Source organism: Rhodanobacter sp. TND4EL1 (assembly GCF_054061035.1).
Window position 1 is genome coordinate 285,930 of sequence record NZ_JBSSDT010000003.1, and the last position, 17,829, is coordinate 303,758.

A 17,829-nucleotide genomic window follows, 5' to 3' on the forward strand; every position below is an offset into this window, starting at 1 on the left:
TCATTCGGAACGTCGATTCGGATTGCGGGAAGGTGGCGACGGGTGGTCGTGCACCGGGTTGCGTTTCAGCCACAGGCGCAGCGCCTGCCAGTGGATCGCGCCGACGACCTGGGCGGTCATCAGCGGGTAACGCCACAGCACGCGCGCCAGCGATCCGCCGGTCAACGGACGGCGCTGCAGGTTGAGGGTGGCGTCGAACGTGCGCACGCCTTCGCGGATCACGTTCATGTGCACCAGCAGGTCGTCGCCGGGTGCGGTGAAACGCCAGTCGTATTCGCAATCCATCGGCATGAAGGGCGAGACGTGAAAGGTCTTGGCGAAACTCCAGTGCAGGGCGCGGCCCTGGATTTGTGCGGCTTCGATCGGCAGCACGTAGGCGTGGCGTTCCTTCCATGGTGTGTTGGTGATCTCGGCCAGCACCGCGACCAGCGTTTGGCCGTCCTCGGCAAAGCAGTAATAGAAACTGACCGGGTTGAACACCAGTCCGCAGTAGCGCAGGTGGGTCAGCAGGCGCACCGGCCCGACCGGTCGATGGCCGGTGGCCTGCTCGACGCGGCGGCGCACGGCTTCGGCCAGTGGCACGTCAGCGGGACCGAGATAGTCGCTGCGGCGGAACTGCGCCAGGTTGCCGTGCGTGGTCGACCACATCCAGCGGTCGGCAAAGACTTGCTCGACCTCGTCCAGGTCCAGATACAGCTGGGCCATCCTGTATTCAAAGGCGTGCGGATGCGGCGCATGGCGTCGATGGCGGACCACGCCTTCATACACCGCGCTGTTCAACAGCAATGTCGAGCTGGCCGGCTTTACCGACATGCCGCCAGCTCTGCTTCGCGCGGCAGCGTGGCGCGTTTCGGCTCGGTACCCAGCGGCCAGTGCACGCCGAGCGCCGCGGCGACTTCCACCGCGCTGCGCATGCCATCCTCATGAAAGCCCCAGCCCCAGTACGCGCCGGCAAACCAGGTGCGGCGCCAACCCTGGATTTCCGTCTTGCGCGTCTGTGCCCGCACTGACGCCTGGGTGTAGACCGGGTGGTTATAACGCATGCGCGCCAACACCTTGGCCGGGTCGATCGCTTCGCTGCGGTTCAACGTCACCACGAACGGCTCGGGCGATTCGATGCCCTGCAGCAGGTTCATGCAGTAGCTGACCGTGCACGCAGCGTCCGGATCGCGCGGCAGCCAGGCATTCCATGCGGCCCACGCCTTGCGCCGGCGTGGCAGCACGCTGGCGTCGGTGTGCAGCACGGTGTCGTTGGCCTTGTAGGTCATCGCGCTGAGGATCGACTGCTCGCGCTCGCTGGCGTCGCCCAGCAGGCGCAGCGCCTGGTCGCTGTGGCAGGCCAGCACGATCTGGTCGAAATGCTCGATGCCGGCCGCGCTGTTCACCTCGACGCCGCCGGCGTGACGCAGGATCGATTGCACCGGACAGTTCAGTCGTTCGTCCACCGACCAGTGTGCGCGAAGCGCCGCCACATACGTCGACGAGCCACCTTGCACCACCCGCCATTGCGGGCGGTCGCTGATCTGCAGCATCTGGTGGTTGGCCATGAACTGCACCAGGTAGCGCGCCGGAAACTGCAGGATCTGCGTGGCCGGTGACGACCACAAGGCGGAAGCCATCGGAATCAGATGTTCGTCGCGGAACGCCGTGCCGTAACCGTGCTGCTGCAGGTAGTCGCCCAGCGTGGTCATGTCGTCGCGCTGCGACAGCAGCGCCGGTGCTTCGCGGTAAAAGCGGCTGAGGTCGCGCACCATGCCGAGGAAGCGCGGCGACAACAGGTTGCGGCGCTGGCAGAACAGCGTGTCCAGCGTGGCCGCGTTGTACTCCAGTCCGCTCGCCTCGCTGTGTACGGAAAAGCTCATCGTGGTCGGCTGCGAGGCCACCCCCAGCTGCGCGAACATCTGCGTCAGCAGCGGGTAGTGCGCCGGGTTGTGCACGATGAAGCCGCTGTCGATCCGATAGCGCTGGCCGGCCTGTTCCACGTCGTGCGTGTGCGTATGACCACCGAAATAGTCGTTCGCCTCGAACAGCGTAACCTCATGCTTGCGCGACAGCAGCCATGCCGAGGCCAGCCCCGCGATACCCGATCCGACCACGGCGATACGCATGGCTCAGTACCTCGCCTTGGCCAGCACCCAGGCCGGCACCGGTTTCAGGCCATGCACCAAACCCAGCATCGACATCAGCTTGAGGCCGTACCAGGTCACATCCACTTCCCACCAGCGGAAGCCCTGGCGGCTGGAGCCGGGGAAGAAGTGATGGTTGTTGTGCCAGCCTTCGCCGAACGTGAGCAGCGCCAGCCACACGTTGTTGCGACTGTCGTCCCTGGTGTCGAAACGCTGCCGGCCGAAGCGATGCGCCAGCGAGTTGATCGTCACCGTGGCGTGGAACAGCACGATGGTGGAAACGAAGAAGCCCCAGACCAGCATCTGCCCGCCACTGGTGCCCAGCTGTGGCGCGAGGTGCTGCAGCAGCACGCCCAGACCGTACATGGCCGCCGCGAGCAGCAGCGGAATGGCGATGTCGTAGCGATCGAGCCAGCGCAGTTCCGGGTACCTGGCCAGGTCCGGCACCCGCGACAGGTCGGTGCGGAAATGGCGCGGGGTCAGGAACCAGCCGACGTGACTCCACAGGAAGCCATGCACGCCCGGCGAATGCGGGTCGCGCATGGTGTCGGCGTGACGATGATGATGGCGATGATGCGCAGCCCACCACAGCGGGCCGCGCTGTACGCAGGAGGCGCCGATGGTGGCGAAAACGAACTGCACCGCGCGCGAGGTCTGGAACGTGCGATGCGAAAAATAGCGATGATAGAAGCCGGTGATCGCGAACATGCGCACCGCGTACAGCGCGGCCGCCACGATCAACGCGATCGGCGACACGCCGACCCGGATCACCCCCAGGCAGGCCAGGTGCATGGCGACGAACGGCGCGGCACGCAGCCAGTCGATCCGGTCTTCGCGGCTTTCGTCGATCTCCACCGTCGTGCTGGTATCGAACCAGCGGCGCATGGTGCGCACCAGCCAGGACGACTCCGGCCGGGCGCGTTCGGCCACGCCGTCGGCCGCTGTTTCGAGCGGTGGAGGCGACGCCATCACGATCGGTTGGGGGGTGGCCATGGAAACATACCTGTCTGCGGTTCAAAGACAGATACGGAAGAAGCTGTGCAGCGGATGCATCGAGCGGTGAACGGTCCGGTTTCACGCCACCTGGCCCAGGCCTGTGCGATCTACGGGATCCAACAAGCCATGCCGTTCGTAAAGCAGCGTGAATCACCGGAGAGTCGCATGTCAGGCATAAAACAGATCATCGGGCTGGTCGGTTGGCTGCTGCTCGGCTTTGCCGCCGCGGCCATCGGCGCGGTGGCGTCGGTACAGGCCGCCACCTTCTATCAGCAATTGGCGCAACCGGCCTGGGCGCCGCCCGCGTCAGTGTTCGGCCCGGTGTGGTCGGTGTTGTACGCGCTGATGGGCATCGCCGGGTGGCTGGTCTGGCGCGAAGGCGGCTGGCGCCGCCAGCGCGGCGTCCTTACGGTGTTCGTGATCCAGCTGGCGGTGAATGCGCTGTGGAGCTGGCTGTTCTTCGCCTGGCATCGCGGCGCGCTGGCGTTCGTCGACATCGTGCTGCTGTGGCTGCTGATCGTCGCCACCGTGGCCGGCTTCTGGCGGGTGCGGCCACTGGCCGGGGCGCTGCTGCTGCCGTACCTGTGCTGGGTCAGCTTCGCGGCTGCGCTGAACTTTGCCGTATGGCATTTGAATCCGCAGATCCTGGGCGGGGTCTTCTGACTGCCCTTGGCGGTGGCGGGCCCGGCCATCCCGCGACGCACGCAAGCGCCCGGGACGGTCGGGTGCGGAAGAAGACGGAGTCAGTTCATCAGCCCGGGCGGCGGAGCCGATTCATCCATCTGCGAAGATTGCCGCCGTCAGGCTTCAGCCCAGGCGGCGCAGGAAGACGTTCATTTCCTTTTCGGCCTGCTTGTCGCCACGCTCGGTCGCCGCGCTGATGCCACAACGCCAGGCCTCGGCCGCCGCCGTTTGATCGCCGTGAGCCAGGCAGGCCTTGCCGAGAAGTTTCCAGGCGGCGGAGTAGCCGGGATCGAAGTCCGTGGCGCGGCGCAGTTCGTCGATGGCGGCTGCATGGTCTGCCTCGGCAAGCAGGGCGCTGCCCAGTGAGAAACGCAGCAGTGCGCCGTCGCGAGGGCCGCCGCACTGTTTTCGCAGATTGGCGATCTGCGTGCTGCTCACGGTCGGGACTGGCTGCGTCGGCCGTCTGACGGATAGACGCGGGTAGGTTGTGCCGGTTCGGGCGGGGTTTGTCCGGCCTGCAGGTCGGCGAGCGCGCCGGCCGGCCAGACTTCCAGCCAGGACGAGCGGAACGGTTGCACCAGCAGGGCGTAACGCAGCGCCGTGGCATCGGGTTGGTCCACCCGGCGGACAATCACGCCGTCGGGGTGGGCCTGCGAGAAATCCTGGATGGCCTTCGTCAGCTGGACTTCATTGCCGAACAGTTCCTGGATCGGATGAGTCAGTCGCCCCTCGAAATGGAACTGGCCTTCGTAGTTGCCGAGGAAGGCGATCGAGCGGCCCGACTGTTCCGCCTGGCCGAGCATGTCCGAGATCGGCCGCAGGTCGAAGCGCGTCCACAAGGTCAGCGTGAACAGGGTATTGAGCGCCAGCACGCCGATCAGTCCGGCGACGGCCAGGCGGCGCAATTCGCCGCGACCGCGCAGCATCACCAAGGCACCAACCAGCAGGAACACGACGCTGAAGTAACGGCTGTAAGGCGCCGCGGTTTCCACCCATTCGCCGTGCAACTGGTGATTGGCGACCAGTACCGGCAACAGGAACAGCGCCAAGGCAAAACCGATGCTGCCAACGGCCAGTGGCCATGTGCCCAGCCAGCCGTTCGCGGCCAGGCGGGGTTGGCGTTCGCGCAGCAAGGCGATGGCGCCGGCCATCAGCAAGGCCATGCCGCCCAATTCGGGCAACGGGTAGTAGACCTGCTTGCCGCTGATCAGCGAGAGCACCACGAAGGTGGGCACGAGCCAGCACAGCGCGAAGCGCAAACCCGTTTCCAGCGGGCGCCGCAGGCTGGCCACGGCCACCCACATGCGCGGCCAGCCGCTGAACGGGAACAGCATGACCGGCAGCCACAACAGGTAGAACCAGAAGGGTTCGGCGTGATTCTGCAGGTCCTTGCCTTCGGCCAGCTTGTCGACCACGCGGCCGGCGGTCTGGGTAAAGAACAGGCGCTGCCGGTACGCGTCGCCGCCGGTGAAGCCAGCCGGCAATGCCCATGCCAGCAGCATCGCGCCGCCGAGCAACAAAGACAGCACGCCGCGACCGTACCAGCGCGCGCGGTGACGGCTGGCCCAGTCACTCCACAGCGGACCGAGCAGCCAGGGGAACGCGATGTGCAAGAGCATCACCGGACCCTTGGTCAGCAGGCCCAGGCCGACACACAAGCCAAACAGCAGCCAGCGGGGTTCGGCGCGTTCGGATTTCGGGGTCAGGCACAGCAGCGCCGCCAGCGTCCAGGTGGCCAGCAGCACGTCGTACATGATCTGCAAGCCGAACAGGAAGGCATAGCCGAAGGCCAGCAGCATCCACGGGGCGGCCTTCGACATCCACGGCCGGTCGGGAAACAGTCGGCGTGCGATCACCGAGATCAGCACCAGCTGAGTGCCGCCAAACAGCACTTCCAGTACGCGTGGCCAGACATCGCTGACGCCGAACACGAACCAGCCGCCCTGGATCAGCCAGAACAGCAGGGGGGCCTTTTCGCTGTAGGGCTGGCCGTTGATATGCGGCACCAGCCAGTGGCCCTGGTTCCACATTTCCCATGCCACCGCCAGGGTACGGGTGGAGTACAGCGGCATCGGGCCATGCGAGAAGATCGCTGCCAGCGCCACCAGGGTCCACAGCGGCAGCCACGGCCAGAAGGCACGAAGATGTTCGGAACGGCTATACGGGCTCAGTGACACGGGCGGGCTCTTGGCGGGCAAGGGGTGATTCTAGCTTGCGCGACAAAAGGGCTGCGTGAGTACACCCGTGACATGGCTCAGGCCGGGCCCCAGTAACCGATGCGCCGACGGATCTTCAGCTTGCGCCAAAGATTCAGCGGCTTGCGCCGGCGGTTGCGTGCACCGCGGGCGATGAAGGCGTCGATCGCGTCCAGCACGCGTTCACTGGAGCGGCCGTCCCGATAGGGGTGGATGGCATCGGCGTACGCGCCGATCGCCTGCATCAGTTCGGGTGGACGTGCCAATGCACGCTCGATCGCCGGCTCGAAATCCTTCGGGTCATCGATGTCGATCAACTGCGGACCGGGTCGGCGGTTCTTGAAGGTCACCACCGGCTTGCCGGTGAGCAGGAATTCGTTGAGTGCGGACGAGGTGTCCGAGCACATCATGTCGACCTGCGGGAACAGCTCCAGGATGTTGTCGTTCTCGGCGAAATGGAGGTATTCGTTCTGCAGCGCCTTGAACTTCGTCCTGGTTTCAGGATTCATCTTCGGGTGAAACGTGACGATCCAGCGCCAGCGACCGTCCCGCGACAGCCGCTTCACTTCTTCGTACAGCGTCTCGGCGGCGCTCCAGGACGGCGAAAAGGTGGAGTGATAGAGAATGACGGGCGGCTGTCGTACCGGCGGCAGCGGGCCGGTGATCTCTTTCATGAAGGGATCGATCTTCGGGAAGCCGGTCTCGACCACGCTGAAGTGGCCGACCCGGTCGGCGATCGCCTGGAATTGCGCGGTGTCGCGCGGACCGGTGGTGCAATACAGGTCGAAGAACCCGCGCACGTAGATGTGCCGCGGCTTGCCGGCATCGAAGCCGTGGAAGGTCTCGACCTTCACCCCGGGAAAGAAATGCGGCACGGCGTTGGACGAGGTGATCACCGCGATCGGCTTCCACGCGCGCACTTCGGCCACGCTCAGCAAGCGCTCGCCTTCGACCAGGTCCTCGGCACCGGGGCCGTCAAAGAACCAGGCGGCCTCATCGCCGCGGGCACGGATCGCCTCCTGCAGCGGGCGCAGGATGGCCAGCGCGTAGCGCTCGGAGCCGTAGAGCAGATAGTGCTTCTTTCCCATGTCAGCGATCGATTCCATGACGGGTCAGCAGGCTCGCCGCGCGCGCCACCGACTCGGGGTTGTTGACCATTTCGTAATAACGCATGCGCTTGTACAGCGCGTAGCTGGCCGCCGTCTGCGCGACCAGGAAGCCGCGCCAACCATCGAGGAAGGCCAGCCGGAACACATAGTCCTTGAGAAACGCCAGCAGGTAGACAAACGGCGCCTGCCACATGCGCACCGGCTTGCCCTTCTCCAGCCAGTCGCGGCATTTCAGCTCGGCGTAGCGCAGCACCTTGAGCTGCTTGTGCGGCAGGGTCGGGTTGTTGATGTGGTTGAACGGTTCGCGCAAGGTGGGCGCGGCTCCTTCGAAGCGCAGCGATTCATGCACCCGCGCATCGCTCCAGCGTGCGCGCTGGCGATGATAAAGCCGTGCCAACCGCTCACCGACCGCGGGTCGGTACCAGCGCATCGGTCGGCCCATGTAGATCGTGCTGCGCCGCAGCCAGGCGGCGGGTGCATCACTGGCCATCAGTACGGGAAGGCGCTGCCGCAATTCGTCGGCCAGCTCGGGGCTGAGGTATTCGTCGGCATCCAGCACCAGGATCCACTCGTGGCGGCACTGGCTGCTGGCGAAATTGCGCTGTGCGCCGAAGCCGAGCCAATCCTGATGGATCACGCGCGCGCCATGGGCCTGGGCGATCGCCACGGTATCGTCATCGCTGCCGGAATCCACCACCAGTTTCTCGGCCGCAAACGGCACGCTGTCGAGGCAGCGCGCAATACTCGCTGCCTCGTTATGGGTGATGACGGCGAGAGTCAGCGGGAGGGTCGACATGGGCGGGATTCTAGCTGATACCTCCGGGCCGCCGTTTTGCGCGTTGGCAAAACCTGGGATGGTGAACCCGGGTTTCCATGGACCTGAGGCTGGCGATGGCGGGCCGCACGCCATGAAGATCGTTGCGCCGTTGGAAGATGCACGGTTTGCTTCGGGCTTCTCTCTCGGGATGACTTCCACGCGCATGACCGGATCGCGGGATGCACGGGTACCGAACCCCTCGTTCAGGCCAGCGGATCGTGGTGCCGAGTGGCTGGCTGGATGGACTTCTTTGCGCTGTGCCAAGTCCGCCGGGCCACTGCTGACGCGACGGCCGAACACCCCCATGCGGCCCACCTGAGCGCGTATTTGCGTCGCAACAGCACGGCATAAATCAGCGTCGCGGGAGCGGAAGCCAACAGAATCTTGGCCAGATAGATCCTGCCGGCGCGGCGCCCCAGATACTTGTCGATGGCCAGATGACGCGACCGGGCGTAATGAAATGCCTTGATGAAACTGGTACGCCAGTCCGCGGTGGACGAAGCACCGCCCAGATGACGCGCGCGGGCACGCGGTTCGAACAGGCAGGCGAAACCTGCCTGCCGCAGACGCAGGCAAAGGTCATCGTCTTCGTAATACAGGAAGAAGTTTTCGTCGAAGCCGCCGATGCGATTGAATGCGTCCGTGCGCAACAGCAGACAGCATCCGTGCAGCCAGTCGGCGCAGCAGGTGCCAGCGGCGAGCTGGTACGGGCCCTTGTTTCGTGGCACCGCGTAGAACGCCTGCCGGAAGCAGCGCTGGGGTACTCCGTCAGCGCGCCAGCTTTGCGGCGCTATGGCCCCGGCCGTCGGGTAACGCGCCAGTGTGTCCAGCAGGAGCGCGAGGTTGGCCGGCTCGATATGGCTGTCGGGGTTGAGCAGCAGGGCGAATGGCGTGCGCACCTGTTGCATGGCCTGATTGTTCGCTGCGCCGAAGCCGATGTTGTCGCTGCGCTCGATCAGCCGGGCATGCGGGACACAGCGCCGGATTTCGGCGGCGGTACCGTCATGGCTGCCATTGTCGATGATCACGACGTGCGGAAACGCCTTCAGGGTGTCGGAAAAGGCCTCGACGATCGCACGGCTCTGGTAAGAGACGCTGACGACGGTTACCTGCTCAAGAAGCACGTTCGACATCGATCAGGCCGGGTGGGTCATGAGTGGTGGCGTCGACATGTCCGTATCCCTGCGGCGCGTTGCCAGCGGGACGCAGGCCAGCAGCAGGATCAAGACGTGTCGATGCGTGAAATCTGCCCACAATCCGTTGGCAAGACCTGCGGTGAAGAAGATCAGCAGGACGCAGTTGAAGATGTCTCTTTCCGGTCGTTCGAGGCGGCGGAGATAAAGCACGAGACCCAGCAGCAGCAGCAAATAGATGGCCACACCGAACAGGCCTTGTTCGGCTGCGATCAGCAGCATGTCCTGGTGCGGATGGCCCATGTTGAACGCATCGAAATGGGGGAGACCCTCGATGGAGCCACGATAAAGCGGCGCCCATGCGTTCAAGCCGTGACCGAATACCGGTGCGCTGGCGATGATCGGCAGTGTGCGCCGCCAAAGTTCCAGGCGGATGCCGGTGGAGGTGGGTTGGCGCTGGTTGACGTAAAGACTGGCTTCCTGCGGAATCGCCCGAACCAGGCGCTGCTGGACGAAGGTCGTTGACCAGGCTATGCCCAGCGCCGCTACCAAAACACACAGCGTGGGCAAGACGTATCTGGCGGGATGCGCTTTTCGCGTGATCATTTGCCAGGCCCAATAAACCGACAACGGCAGCAGCACCAGGTCCGCCGTGCGGCTTCCCAGCATCATGGTCACGTTGGCTAGCGCCAGCATCATCAAGAGCAGAGCGAGAGCCCGGACACGCCGTGTTCGTGCGACTACCGCCACCGCCAAGGCCATGGACGCCAGCATCAGCGTGCTCATGCCTTGCTGGGTGTATTCCTTGAACACCGTATTGTGGAAGAACGGAGAAGTATGCAACTCCGGGCGTTGCGGGATCAGGCCCAGAGCCATGCCACAGGACACCAGCAGCACCAGCGTCACAGCCATGGCAAAGGCCACGAGGGCGCGTCTTCGCCAGACCTTGGTCTGCAGCAATGAACCCAAGGCCAGCGGGTACCAAAACGCCCAGACGAAGGTACCGGTGCGTGGAAACGATGAAGTGACATACCACGTGTGCAGCGCGCTCAGCATCAGCACGCCCCACCATACCAATGCACCCCTAGCCACCGGATGGCGCGATGCCTCCGTCCAGCGTTGACGGACCTCGGAGCCCAGCAGCGAAAAAATGATGGCCAGGCCGATCGCGATGTTCGTCGCCGGCTTGTTCAGTGGTACCACGAACAGGCTCGCCACAGCGCACCATTGTCCGGCGACCAGCAGCGCATCACGAAGTCGTGAGACATGTGAGTTTTGATCGTTCATCAGATCGCGGGCAACGGGCCGGCTGAAGCTCGACGCGACCAGAGTGCATGGGGGGCACGCGGCTGCCGTCGCGATGGGTGGGACCAGGCGGCTTGGGCGATCAGGCATGCGGCAACCAGCGGAACCGAAGGCGAGGGAGACAAAATCCGGGTTGGGTACACATCAATGATCCGTCAAGCGCAAAATGGACTCCCCTCGAGCAATTCTAGCGGCCCCTGCCGTTTGGGCGGCGGGGCCACCACACGCCGTACGGGTGATGTTCATCCGAGTGGCATGAGTGCACGAACGCCGGTTTCATGGCTTTGAAAATCTCGCGACCTTACAACATCAGCGAGCGTCATCCTCCTGCTCGTCGGTGCCGCTGGCCGGCACGCAGCCCGGGACCATCGCGCCGGCCCGGAACATCCACCATTCCCGCCGATTCGCATGTCCCACGTGGACGGCATGCTGGCGATCCACGCACTGGCCCATCGCCTCGTCGAGACTGAAAATCCAGCGTCGGGAGGGATCCTGTTGCAGCCAGGCGATGGCATCGGCGTACTGCTGCGGCCACGGTTTGAGAAAGCCGAATTCGGCCACCGGGCCCTGCGCCATCAGCAGGTTCTGTTCCTTCCAGCCGACCAGGCCGATCTCCGTACCGGGACCGGCGATGACACGGGCCTGTTGCATGACGTCCCGCGCTGATCGATCCCCGTTGAGCATGGGGTAACCCCACAGCCCATAGACACCCCACAAGACCGTGGCGAACAGCACCCAGCCCAGCGGCGCGCGGCGCACCCGGGTGAGGGCCACGATGACCAGGCCGGCTCCGCCGATGCTCAGCAGCAACCACCAGATCCGCGGATCCAGGCTTTGTTCGATCTTTACCGCCCAGGCGGGGTGGCCATGGAGGGCGAACACGGCCGCGATCGTCAGTGCGCCGGCGAGCAGCAGGGTCAATGCACACACCGCGATGCGCACACCACGACGCCGCAGCAAGCCTGGCAACAACGGCGCCAGCGCCAGCGCCATCATCGGCAGGGCCGGCAGGATGTAGACGTCCCGCTTGCCCGGACTGAACGAGAAGAACAGCACGATCAGCACGATCCAGCCCAGCGGCAGCAGAAAGCGGGCATCACGCCGCTTCAGGCGCCGCCACCACGCCGGCAGCGCCCACGGCAACAGCAACGCGAGCGGCAACCAGTCGACCGCGATGATGCCCAGGAAATAGAACGGCGAGTGGATGTGTCCGGTCGGCGTGGCGTAACGGTGCACGGTCTGCCCGAAGAGGATGTTCTGCACGTACGCGGCGTGCTGTGGATCACCATCGGCATGGGCCACCAGCAGCATCGGCAGCAGCCAGCCCAGGATTGGCACGAAGAACAGCACCAGTCCGCCGGTCCAGCGCCATCCGCCGGTGGGCAGCGCCAGTTGGCGCCAGTGGCCGCGACGGGCGATTGCGTACGGAACCAGCATCAGCAAGGCGAGCACGCCGACGCCCTTGGTCGCCACGCCCACGCCGGCAAAGAAACAGCCCACACCGAACCAGCGCCAGGAAGGACCCAGCAGCAGATGGCGCAGCAGGCCGTAGTTGGCCAGGGTGATCCAGCCCAGCAACAGCGGGTCGATCTGCGCGTTGCGCATCTGGTAAGTGAAGTGGATGGTGAGCAGCAGCGCGGCCGCGGCCAGCAGGGCGCTGCGATGGTTCCAGAGTCGCCTGGACAGGTCGTAGACCAAGGCCAGCGCACCCAGGGCCGCGACCAGTGACGGCAGCAGGAAGGCTACCCGCCAGTTGTGCGTGATCAGGTAAGCCAGCGACTGCAGCCACATGAACACCGGCGGCTTGTCGGGATACAGCTCATGCCCGCGATGCGGAAACAGCCACTGGCCGTGTTCGACCATCCAGTGGGCGACCAGCGCAAAACGCGGCTCGTCAGAAGGCCACGGATCGCGCAGGCCGATGCCCACGCCGAGCAGCAGCAGGGCAAAAATGCCGAACAGCAGCGTTTCGAAGCGTGCATCGCGCAGCCACAGTGGGCGTGCGCGTGACAGGGGCACGGGAGGCTTCATGACGTCGAGGATCCGCCAGGGTTGGATGGGGCGCGACAAGCATAGCCTGTCGTTTTCGCGGAGGACTGAATCGTCGTATCAGTCCTGCTTGTGCAATACCGCGTAATACATGCCGTCAAGGTCGCCATCGCCGGGCAGGATTTGCCAGCCGGTTGCGGCAGCCTGTCCGGCTGGCAGATCGAACGTCACAGCCCTGGCGTCGGGGTGGCCGGCCAGCAACTCCTCCACGATCGCCTCGTTCTCCGCGCGCAGCACGGAACAGGTGATGTAGACCAGCCGCCCGCCCGGCGCCAACAACGGCCATAGCGCCGACAGGATCCGGCGCTGCTGTGCGTGCATCGCCGGGATATCGCTTTCGCGGCGGTGCAGACGCACGTCCGGCCGTCGCCGCAGCACGCCGGTGGCCGAGCAGGGCGCGTCAATCAGAATGCGGTCGAACGACGGGCCCTTCCACCAACCCTTCGGCGCGCCCGCGTCACCGATCACCACTTTCGCGTTCAGCCGCAATCTCATCAGGTTCTGGCGAATGCGTTCCGCGCGCGCTGCGTCGAACTCCAGCGCGGTCAGGTCGATGTTGGCGCGCTCCAGCAGGTGGCACGCCTTGCCACCTGGCGCGGCACAGGCGTCGAGCACGCGCAGGCCGTCGCGGAGGTCTGCCAGATCAGCGGCCACTTGGGCCGAACCATCCTGCACGGCAAACCAGCCGTCCTCGAAGCCGGGCATGCGCGTGACATCGCTGCTGTGCGGCAGCACCAGCGCGTCAGCCAGCCACGGGTGTGGCGATGCCTGGTAACCGGCACCGTGCAATTGCTCGATCAGCGCGTTGCGCTCGTAGCGCTGGCGGTTGACCCGGAGCATCAGTGGCGGCTCGCGGTTGTCGGCGGCCATCACTGCCTCGGCCTGCGCCGGCCAGTCGTGCTGCAGGGCGTGGGCCAGCCATTGCGGATGGGCATGCCGGGTCTGGGCATTTGCGTCGAGCCGCCCCAGCAAGGTGTCCCGTTCGCGTTGCCAACGGCGCAGCACGGCATTGACCAGACCCGCCAGTTGCGGTCGTTTCAGTGCGCGTACCGCCTCGACCGTGGCGGCAACCGCGGCGTAATCCTGCAGCTCGAGAATTTCCAGCTGGACCAGTCCGAGCACCAGCAGCGCATGCACCGCCGGATCCTTGTGCCTGAGCGACTTCTCCAGCAGACCGTCGACCGCCGCGTCAAAACGCAGCCACCAGCGTGCGCCTTCGCTGAGCAGGGCCATCAGCAGCGCCCGATCCCGTGGATCGGCCAGCTTGGGTGCATCACGCTGCATGACCTCGCGCAGCGACGCGCCGCGCAATGCGATTTCAGCCAGGCCCTTGGCGGCCAGGGCGCGGGTATCAGCCTTCATGGCATGTGCCGCAATTCGGGTCGTGCATTGAGATAGTCCGCAGCGCCGATGCGCTTGCCGCCGGCACGTTGCACGGCGGTGATGCGAAGCACGCCGGAGCCGCAGGCCAGGTCGATGCCGTGTCGGCCGGCGCCGAGTATTTCACCGGGTGTTGCGTGATGGTCCTGGTCGATGGCCTGCGCGGCCCACACCCGAAGTTTTTCGCCGGCAATGTCGCCCTCCGCCACCGGCCACGGATCGAACGCACGCACCTGCTGTTCCAGCGTGGCGGCCGGTTGACTGAAGTCCAGCCCGGCTTCGGCCTTGTCCAGCTTGTGTGCATAGGTGACGCCGTCCTCGGCTTGCGGCGTGGCGGCCAGGGTTTCCCCGGCCAGCGTGCGCCGCAGGCCCTCGGCCAGTACTTCGCCACCAAGCCGGGACAGGCGGTCATGCAGCGAGCCACCGGTGTCGTTGCGGCTGATCGGCGTGCGCCGCTGCAACATCACCGGACCGGTGTCCAGGCCCGCCTCCATCTGCATCAGGTCCACGCCGCTTTCCGCATCGCCGGCAAGGATGGCGCGCTGGATCGGCGCCGCGCCGCGCCAGCGCGGCAGCAGGCTGGCATGCACGTTCCAGCAGCCGAGTCGCGGAATCGCCAGCACCTTGCGCGGCAGGATCAGGCCGTAGGCGACGACGACCAGCAGGTCGGCCCGACAGGCGGCCAGCGTGCGCTGCACGTCGGCGGATTTCAGCGATTGGGGTTGCTCGACCGTGATGCCCGCAGCCACGGCCGCCTGCTTGACCGGACTGGGGGTCAGTTTGCGACCCCGTCCCGCCGGCCGGTCGGGTTGCGTGTAGACGGCCACCACGTCGGCGCCGCTGGCGCGGCACGCTTCAAGGCAAGGTACGGAAAATTCGGGTGTGCCGGCGAAGACGATTCGCAAACCGGCGCTGCCGTTGTCGGTGCCGTTCAAGCACCAACCGCCTGCTTGCGACTCTTTTCCAGGCGCTTCAGCAGCAGGCTGCGTTTCAGCGGCGACAAGTAATCGACAAACACCTTGCCTTCCAGGTGATCCATCTCGTGCTGGATGCAGACCGCCAGCGGACCTTCGGCCTCGATGACGATGTCGTTGCCGTCGACGTCCTGTGCCTGCACCTTGACGGCCAGTGCGCGGGTCACGTCGGCGTACAGGCCGGGAAACGACAGGCAGCCTTCCTGGTAGACCTGCGAGCCGTCCTTTTCAAGGATGCGGGCGTTGATCAGTGCCAGCGGCTGGTTGCGTTCGTCGCTCATGTCGGCGACCAGCACGCGCTGGTGCACATTGACCTGCGTGGCCGCCAGACCGACGCCATTGGCGGCGTACATGGTTTCATACATGTCGGCGACGAACTGCTTCAGTTGCGCGTCGAAGACGGTCACCGGCTCCGCGCGAGTGCGCAGTCGGGGGTCGGGGAATTCAATAATGGACAATACGGACATGGATTTTCACCTCGGCGCCGAAAATGCGGGCGATTTGGTAAAAAGCCACCCTCGGAGCCATCTAGAATGTGCCTCATTGTACGTCGGCAAGGTGCCGAGTGCAGACGATTTTTGCCAACTCGCACCTGTTGCGCGCTTTAACCATTCGGTTACACTCGGCCGAGCATATGGGGAAGGGGGATTCCCACCAATGATCAAGAAAATTATCGTGTTGCTGACGGGCATGCTGGTGACCGTGGCCGTGTATGCCGCGGGTGCGCAACTTCGCGCCAATCACCCCGACAGCTACACCGTTCGCCGCGGCGACACGTTGTGGGATATCTCCGCCAAGTTCCTGTCCAAGCCCTGGCTTTGGCCGGAAATCTGGCAGGCCAACCCGCAAGTGCGCAACCCGCATCTGATCTATCCGGGTGACGTGCTCAACCTGTCCTTCATCAATGGTCCGCGCGTGGGCCTGCAGCCGAGCGTTCACCGCGAAGGCGATGCGATTCCCGCGATCCCCTTGTCGGAACTGAAAATGTTCCTCAAGGAAATGCGGGTGATGGATTCGAACGCCGTCAGTTCCGCGCCGTATGTGGTCGGTCTCGAGGAGTCCCGCTTGCGCGGCGCGGTTGGCCAGAACATCTATGTGCGCGGTCTGCAGGGAGAACCCGGCCAGCGCTGGGCGATCGTGCGGCCGACCCACGTGTTCCGCGGCTTCAACCAGGATGATCCGGCCAGTGCCGATCTGGTGGCCCATCACATGGACAGCAACGCGGCGATGATCAACGCGCCGTGGAGCGAAGACTCCCGCAACGACGGTCACTACGGCAAAGGCGATGACCTGGGTGTCGAGGTCAGCGTGATCGGCACCGCCGAAACGCTCCGCACCGGCGATCCGGCAACCTTGCTGCTGCTCAATGCCACGCAGGAAGTGCGCAGCGGTGATCGCATCATGCCGATCGACGACAAGCCGTACGACGCCTACTACTACCCGCACGCTCCGAAGGCCGTGCCGGCCGATGCCAAGATCATCGGCTTTGCCGACGCGCTGGTGGCTGCCGGTCCCCGTCAGGTGGTGATGCTGTCGGTGGGTGCCCGTGACGGTATCGACAACGGCAGCACCTTTGCGATCTTCCAGCCGGGCGAGACGATCCACGACGACGTCGCCAGCAACAGCATGAACCGCAGTTTCGGCGAAACGGTCAAGCTGCCTGACGAATATGTCGGCCATGTCATGGTGTTCCGCACCTTCAACCGGGTCAGCTATGGCCTGGTGATGGATGGTCTGCGTCCGGTCGCCATCGGCAATCGGGTGACCGCGCCGCAGTAAATCCGGCGGCATCTTCCTACACGACGGCGCGGTCATCACCGCGCCGTTTTCTTTGCAGGATGCTCCGTACACTCGACACATGACCAAGGATGATCTGCAAGAACAGCGCGCGTGGCTGATCGCGCTGCGTACGCCAGGACTGGGGCCAGGCGGCCTGCGCGCCCGGCTGGACGCGTCCGGCGGCGACATCCACGGGGCGCTGGCGCAATTGCAGCGCCATGCGGCGTCGCTGGGCGAACCCGCACAGACGTGGCTGGCCAAACCCGACCCGGAACGGCTGGACGCGGACATGGCATGGCTGGCCGAGCCCGGACATCGCCTGCTGCTATGCACCGAAGCGGATTTTCCGCCACCGCTGGACAATATCCCGCAGCCGCCGGCCGCGCTGTTCGTGGTCGGTGACAGCAGCCTGTTGCTGTATCCGCAGGTCGCGATCGTGGGCGCGCGCGCCGCCAGCATCACGGGACGAACCCATGCCAGGGCCTTTGCCACGGCCCTGGTTGAGGCCGGCTTTGCCATCACCAGCGGAATGGCTGATGGCGTGGATGGCGCCGCACATGCCGCGGCGCTCGATGCGGGTGCAAAGACGCTGGCAATCATCGGCACCGGACCGGACCGGGTCTACCCGCGCAAACACCATGCGCTGGCCAGACGCATCGCTGCGGAAGGTGCGATTGTCAGCGAGTTCCCGCCGGGTACCGCGGCACGACCCGACCATTTTCCGCGCCGCAACCGGATCATTTCGGGTCTTTCGCAGGGCACGCTGGTGATCGAGGCAGGGCTGAAATCCGGATCGCTGATCACGGCGCGGCTGGCTGCCGAGCAGGGGCGCGAGGTGTTCGCGCTACCCGGCTCCATCCACGATCCGCTGGCCCGGGGCTGTCACCAGCTGATCCGCGACGGCGCGCGGCTGGTGGAGACCGCTGCGGAAATTGTCGAGACATTGACGCCGGCAGCGCGCATGCTTGGCGGCGAGCTGGCGGTCCGACTGGGTGTCCGTGTCAGTCCCGACGAGGTATCGCCGGAACCTTCCCGGGCGGCGGAAGAAAGTTGTTCAGGCAAGGGTGATGATCCGGATTATCGGCGCCTTTTGGCCGAACTTGGTCATTCACCGGCGACATTGGACGAACTTGTGCAGCGCGCCGGCCAGCCGGCCAGTGCGGTGTCGTCAATGCTGCTGATGCTGGAGCTTGAGGGGCGGGTGGAGAGCCTGGCAGGCAATCGCTACCGGCGTCTGCCGGACCGCTGAGCCGCCCGGCACGGGGTCTGTCGCGATGGCCGG

General features: G+C 65.3%; 16 protein-coding genes. 3 read left to right on the forward strand and 13 right to left on the reverse strand.

What is annotated here, in order from left to right:
• The 3 genes from ACVWWQ_RS13035 to ACVWWQ_RS13045 are packed head-to-tail and all read right to left on the reverse strand — an operon-like array spanning position 1 to position 3,119.
• The gene (locus tag ACVWWQ_RS13035) at positions 1–813 is read right to left on the reverse strand and encodes a DUF1365 domain-containing protein (protein WP_208321582.1); all 813 of its coding nucleotides are present in this window, start codon (positions 811–813) and stop codon (positions 1–3) included.
• Positions 804–2,108 (reverse strand): FAD-dependent oxidoreductase, encoded by a 1,305-nt coding sequence (locus ACVWWQ_RS13040; RefSeq protein WP_133948865.1) that lies wholly within the window; start codon positions 2,106–2,108, stop codon positions 804–806. The genes ACVWWQ_RS13035 and ACVWWQ_RS13040 overlap by 10 nt, the downstream gene beginning before the upstream one ends.
• A 3-nt stretch (positions 2,109–2,111) precedes the next feature.
• On the reverse strand, positions 2,112–3,119 hold the full coding sequence (locus ACVWWQ_RS13045; RefSeq protein ID WP_457383426.1) for an acyl-CoA desaturase: 1,008 nt from the start codon (positions 3,117–3,119) through the stop codon (positions 2,112–2,114).
• Between the two features lie 168 nt (positions 3,120–3,287).
• On the opposite strand from ACVWWQ_RS13045, the gene ACVWWQ_RS13050 reads away from it, so the two are divergent.
• Complete coding sequence (locus tag ACVWWQ_RS13050; RefSeq protein ID WP_133948863.1) at positions 3,288–3,785, forward strand: TspO/MBR family protein; 498 nt, start codon at positions 3,288–3,290, stop codon at positions 3,783–3,785.
• A gap of 144 nt (positions 3,786–3,929) precedes the next feature.
• On the opposite strand, the gene ACVWWQ_RS13055 is transcribed toward ACVWWQ_RS13050, so the two are convergent.
• From ACVWWQ_RS13055 to def, 10 genes are all read right to left on the reverse strand, one after another.
• Positions 3,930–4,244 (reverse strand): tetratricopeptide repeat protein, encoded by a 315-nt coding sequence (locus tag ACVWWQ_RS13055; protein WP_099653143.1) that lies wholly within the window; start codon positions 4,242–4,244, stop codon positions 3,930–3,932.
• Positions 4,241–5,983, reverse strand: coding sequence for a glycosyltransferase family 39 protein (locus ACVWWQ_RS13060; protein WP_133948861.1), 1,743 nt, complete (start codon positions 5,981–5,983; stop codon positions 4,241–4,243). Before ACVWWQ_RS13060 ends, ACVWWQ_RS13055 begins: the two co-directional genes overlap by 4 nt.
• A 77-nt stretch (positions 5,984–6,060) precedes the next feature.
• Positions 6,061–7,089: a CDP-glycerol glycerophosphotransferase family protein gene (locus ACVWWQ_RS13065; RefSeq protein WP_133949372.1), complete on the reverse strand. Its 1,029-nt coding sequence runs from the start codon at positions 7,087–7,089 to the stop codon at positions 6,061–6,063.
• Position 7,090: 1 nt separating this feature from the next.
• A complete protein-coding gene (locus ACVWWQ_RS13070; RefSeq protein ID WP_133948859.1) occupies positions 7,091–7,906 on the reverse strand; it encodes a glycosyltransferase family 2 protein in 816 nt (271 codons plus the stop codon).
• A gap of 224 nt (positions 7,907–8,130) precedes the next feature.
• Positions 8,131–9,060 carry a glycosyltransferase family 2 protein gene (locus tag ACVWWQ_RS13075; protein WP_133948857.1) on the reverse strand — a complete coding sequence of 310 codons (930 nt, stop codon included), beginning with the start codon at positions 9,058–9,060 and terminating at the stop codon, positions 8,131–8,133.
• 3 nt (positions 9,061–9,063) lie between these two features.
• The gene (locus tag ACVWWQ_RS13080; RefSeq protein WP_166669715.1) at positions 9,064–10,347 is read right to left on the reverse strand and encodes an O-antigen ligase family protein; all 1,284 of its coding nucleotides are present in this window, start codon (positions 10,345–10,347) and stop codon (positions 9,064–9,066) included.
• Between the two features lie 327 nt (positions 10,348–10,674).
• Entirely contained in the window at positions 10,675–12,396 is a 1,722-nt protein-coding gene (locus tag ACVWWQ_RS13085; RefSeq protein WP_133948853.1) for a glycosyltransferase family 39 protein, read from the reverse strand.
• Positions 12,397–12,474: 78 nt separating this feature from the next.
• Positions 12,475–13,776, reverse strand: a complete 1,302-nt coding sequence (gene rsmB / locus ACVWWQ_RS13090) for a 16S rRNA (cytosine(967)-C(5))-methyltransferase RsmB (RefSeq protein WP_133948851.1) — start codon at positions 13,774–13,776, stop codon at positions 12,475–12,477.
• Complete coding sequence (gene fmt, locus ACVWWQ_RS13095) at positions 13,773–14,699, reverse strand: methionyl-tRNA formyltransferase (protein WP_133949370.1); 927 nt, start codon at positions 14,697–14,699, stop codon at positions 13,773–13,775. Before fmt ends, rsmB begins: the two co-directional genes overlap by 4 nt.
• A gap of 26 nt (positions 14,700–14,725) precedes the next feature.
• Positions 14,726–15,235 (reverse strand): peptide deformylase, encoded by a 510-nt coding sequence (gene def, locus ACVWWQ_RS13100; protein WP_099653135.1) that lies wholly within the window; start codon positions 15,233–15,235, stop codon positions 14,726–14,728.
• 190 nt (positions 15,236–15,425) lie between these two features.
• Here def and ACVWWQ_RS13105 point away from each other — a divergent pair, with 190 nt between their 5' ends.
• Both ACVWWQ_RS13105 and dprA read left to right on the forward strand, forming a co-directional pair.
• Positions 15,426–16,547, forward strand: a complete 1,122-nt coding sequence (locus tag ACVWWQ_RS13105) for a LysM peptidoglycan-binding domain-containing protein (protein ID WP_133948849.1) — start codon at positions 15,426–15,428, stop codon at positions 16,545–16,547.
• A gap of 79 nt (positions 16,548–16,626) precedes the next feature.
• Entirely contained in the window at positions 16,627–17,796 is a 1,170-nt protein-coding gene (gene dprA, locus ACVWWQ_RS13110; RefSeq protein WP_133948847.1) for a DNA-processing protein DprA, read from the forward strand.
• The last annotated feature ends 33 nt before the right edge of the window (positions 17,797–17,829 follow it).

Coding starts and splice junctions, on each gene's coding strand:
- ACVWWQ_RS13035 (WP_208321582.1), bottom strand. CDS start 813: ATGTCGGTAAAGCCGGCCAGCTCGACATTGCTGTTGAACAGCGCGGTG.
- ACVWWQ_RS13040 (WP_133948865.1), bottom strand. CDS start 2,108: ATGCGTATCGCCGTGGTCGGATCGGGTATCGCGGGGCTGGCCTCGGCA.
- ACVWWQ_RS13045 (WP_457383426.1), bottom strand. CDS start 3,119: ATGGCCACCCCCCAACCGATCGTGATGGCGTCGCCTCCACCGCTCGAA.
- ACVWWQ_RS13050 (WP_133948863.1), top strand. CDS start 3,288: ATGTCAGGCATAAAACAGATCATCGGGCTGGTCGGTTGGCTGCTGCTC.
- ACVWWQ_RS13065 (WP_133949372.1), bottom strand. CDS start 7,089: ATGGGAAAGAAGCACTATCTGCTCTACGGCTCCGAGCGCTACGCGCTG.
- ACVWWQ_RS13070 (WP_133948859.1), bottom strand. CDS start 7,906: ATGTCGACCCTCCCGCTGACTCTCGCCGTCATCACCCATAACGAGGCA.
- ACVWWQ_RS13075 (WP_133948857.1), bottom strand. CDS start 9,060: ATGTCGAACGTGCTTCTTGAGCAGGTAACCGTCGTCAGCGTCTCTTAC.
- ACVWWQ_RS13080 (WP_166669715.1), bottom strand. CDS start 10,347: ATGAACGATCAAAACTCACATGTCTCACGACTTCGTGATGCGCTGCTG.
- ACVWWQ_RS13085 (WP_133948853.1), bottom strand. CDS start 12,396: ATGAAGCCTCCCGTGCCCCTGTCACGCGCACGCCCACTGTGGCTGCGC.
- rsmB (WP_133948851.1), bottom strand. CDS start 13,776: ATGAAGGCTGATACCCGCGCCCTGGCCGCCAAGGGCCTGGCTGAAATC.
- def (WP_099653135.1), bottom strand. CDS start 15,235: ATGTCCGTATTGTCCATTATTGAATTCCCCGACCCCCGACTGCGCACT.
- ACVWWQ_RS13105 (WP_133948849.1), top strand. CDS start 15,426: ATGATCAAGAAAATTATCGTGTTGCTGACGGGCATGCTGGTGACCGTG.
- dprA (WP_133948847.1), top strand. CDS start 16,627: ATGACCAAGGATGATCTGCAAGAACAGCGCGCGTGGCTGATCGCGCTG.